Source organism: Mesorhizobium sp. M0293, assembly GCF_040321735.1.
Lineage (GTDB): Bacteria > Pseudomonadota > Alphaproteobacteria > Rhizobiales > Rhizobiaceae > Mesorhizobium.
This window is the reverse complement of the sequence record NZ_JAMYSA010000239.1, coordinates 1-2817: the sequence shown is the minus strand read 5'-3', so window position 1 is coordinate 2817 and position 2817 is coordinate 1. Positions and strand designations below refer to the sequence as shown.

General features: G+C 62.8%; 3 protein-coding genes and 1 pseudogene. 1 reads left to right on the top strand and 3 read right to left on the bottom strand.

The features are described from left to right. Positions 1-192 (bottom strand): annotated as a pseudogene (locus NKJ06_RS35030) (ABC transporter substrate-binding protein); the annotation flags it as partial. Positions 193-424: 232 nt separating this feature from the next. Between NKJ06_RS35030 and NKJ06_RS35025 the strand changes: the two are divergent. Further along, positions 425-1054, top strand: coding sequence for an invasion associated locus B family protein (locus NKJ06_RS35025; RefSeq protein WP_352635353.1), 630 nt, complete (start codon positions 425-427; stop codon positions 1052-1054). Between the two features lie 64 nt (positions 1055-1118). Here the strand turns inward: NKJ06_RS35025 and hspQ are convergent, their stop codons facing one another. Next, the gene (gene hspQ / locus NKJ06_RS35020) at positions 1119-1442 is read right to left on the bottom strand and encodes a heat shock protein HspQ (RefSeq protein ID WP_023757801.1); all 324 of its coding nucleotides are present in this window, start codon (positions 1440-1442) and stop codon (positions 1119-1121) included. Positions 1443-1617: 175 nt separating this feature from the next. After that, the coding region (locus tag NKJ06_RS35015) for a UbiH/UbiF family hydroxylase (protein ID WP_352812482.1) at positions 1618-2817 on the bottom strand (1200 nt) is incomplete at its 5' end.

Genomic DNA, 2817 nt, shown 5'->3' with positions numbered 1-2817 from the left:
GCCGACGACGCAATAGGTGATCGAGCCACCCTTCGGCGCGTCGGGATTGGCGTAGTTGAAATGCGTGTAGTCGGACGCCAGCGCCGGTTCGCCCTGCATGGCGATCGCGTGCTTCGGCTCCGATGCGGCGGGCTGATGCGAAAGTGCGAGAAACGATGTCGCGGTGATCAGCCAAACAAGAACGCGGCCCATGACCGTCTCCTTAATGGGTCGGCTTGATGATTCGGTGCGCACCCTAGCATGAGGCAGCCGCGCACCGGCCAATCGTGCGTTCAACAATTGCTGACGTCGGGCTGGATTCGACACCGCTTGCAGTGTAACACGCCCTCCGAAGTCATTCTGTTGCCTCATTTCGGCAACAGGTAGCTGGACCACACGGCACGAAGAAGCCGGTCCCGGGATCATTTGAGAGGAAGTGCACGACATGACGAGCCTGAACAGCAACGCGTACCGCCTGTCGGTCATGGCCGCTGGCGTGATCGGCTTTCTCTGCGCAGGACTTCCCGCCGCTTCCGCACAGCAGCAACAGCAGATTCCGCAAGGCTGGTTCAAGGCTTGCACCAAGCAGGAAGACGTCGACATCTGCAATGTCCAGAACATCACCACCGCAGGCAACGGCCAGTTGGTCACCGGCGTCAGCCTGATCGAGCTGAAGGGCAAGGTGAACCGCAAGGTGTTCCAGGTCACGGTCCCGACCGGTCGTCTGGTGCCTCCCGGCATTGGCCTGCAGATCGATACCGGCAAGGCGCAGAAGCTCGACTACGTTATCTGCTTCCCGGATCGTTGCGTGGCGGAAGTGCCGCTGACCGATCAGCTCGTCGCCGCGTTCAAGAAAGGCCAGGCGATCACGCTGACCTCGGTCAATTTCCAGAACCAGCCCAACCCGATCAAGGTCGCCCTGCAGGGCTTCAGCGGCGCCTATGACGGCCCGGCGCTGCAGCAGTCGGACATCGAGGACCGGCAGAAGAAGCTTCAGGACTTTGTCGCCAAGAACAACCAGGATTTCGCCAAGAAGCTCAAGGAAGAGCAGGACAAGGCGAAGACAGCCAACTGACCGGCCGATATCGTCGGACCAACAAAGAAGCGGGATTATGCCCCGCTTTTTTTGTGACCGTCGCTTAATGCCTGGACTGCCGTTTCGGCTGGTAGCCCCCATCCGGCTTCTTGTCGAACATCTCCTTGATCTGCGGATGCCGGACCGGCTCCCCCGATTGATCCTCGAGCAGATTCTGCTCGGAGACATAGGCGACGTACTCGGTCTCTGAATTCTCGGCGAGCAGATGATAGAAGGGCTGATCCTTACGCGGCCGTACGTCAGCGGGGATGGCTTCGTACCATTCGTCGGTGTTGGCGAATTGCGGATCGACGTCGAAAATGATGCCCCTGAATGGAAACAGCCGGTGGCGAACCACCTGTCCGATTGCGAATTTGGCTGTTTTCATCGTACCCACCACTGAATTCCTTGGCTTTATTTGGCGCAGACTGCGCCTCAATTCAATCCCGAAGCGTTTGAGCGCGCCCTGAAGCTACGCAGGACATGGCGCAAAGGTTTTACCGCATGCGGCTGATATCGACGATCGTCGATGACGCAGCTTGTCAGGAATGGGAAGATCGCTGTCAGCGTGCCGGCCTTCCCAGGCCACCGACCAGCGCAGCGAAGCCGCTGCCGGGACGAAGTCCCTCGCGCATGAAAAAAGCGCGAAGCGGCGCGAAGCCACCGAGCACGCCGAGCCCGGCAACGCGGGCCATCTGTGCCGGCAGCATGTCGGAAAGCAGCGACATGTTGAGAAGATTGACCGCACTGCTGCGCGCCAGAATATCGGGCCGACGCTTGAAATCGTAGGCGGCCAGGGCCTTGGCGGCACCAGGGTCCGCGCGATTTTCTACAGCAATACCAATGAGATCGTCGACATCCCTGATACCGAGATTGAGGCCTTGCGCGCCGATCGGTGGAAACACGTGGGCGGCTTCGCCGACCAGCGCTATCCGGTCCCTTGCGAAACGCAGCGGCGTCACCGCCGAAAGCGGGTAGATCTGCCGGCCCGGCTCGACCGTCACCCGGCCCAGCATCGACTGCATCTGCTGTTCGACCTGCATCGAAAGCGTCGCATCGTCCAATGCGGTGAGTTCCGTCGCGGTCTCGGGTTTCACCACCCAGACCAGGCTCGATCGATTGCCGGGCAGGGGAACCTGCGTGAACGGACCAGTCTCGGTGTGGAATTCCGTCGAGGTGAAGGCATGGTCGCCGCTGTGGCGGAAATTGAGGACAAGAGCTGCCTGCGGATAGGAGCGAGCCGAGGTCGAGATGCCGGCGGCCTGGCGCGCCGGCGACAAGCGTCCGTCGGCTGCGACCGCCAGTGATGCGTCCACCGTGCTGCCGTCGGCCAGGACGGCACGGGCGTATTCGGCATCGAGCTGCCAGTTCGCCACCATCGAGCGTCGCCATTCGATGCCGGCATGCGCGGCGACGGCGCTGGCGAGTGCCGGATTGAGGACGCTGTTGGGCAGGTTCAGCCCGAACTGGTCCTCGTCGATCTCGCTGGCGCGGAAGGTGACGACCGGACTGCGGATCAGCCGGCTGGTCGCGTCGACGATGCGCATCACCTTCAGGGGCGCCGCCTTGGGCTTGACGGCATCGAGCACGCTCAGCCGCTCGATCACTTTCAAGGCAGGGTTCATCAGGGCGGTCGTGCGGCCATCGGGGGCCGTGGCCGCCCGCCCGGCCCGCCGCCACGCGCAACCGGCCGCGGCCCACACCCCTGGGCCCGTCACGCCAGGCCGCCCCCCGGCCGCCCCCCGGAAACGGGCGGGTTTGAG

Coding starts and splice junctions, on each gene's coding strand:
- hspQ (WP_023757801.1), bottom strand. CDS start 1,442: ATGAAAACAGCCAAATTCGCAATCGGACAGGTGGTTCGCCACCGGCTG.
- NKJ06_RS35025 (WP_352635353.1), top strand. CDS start 425: ATGACGAGCCTGAACAGCAACGCGTACCGCCTGTCGGTCATGGCCGCT.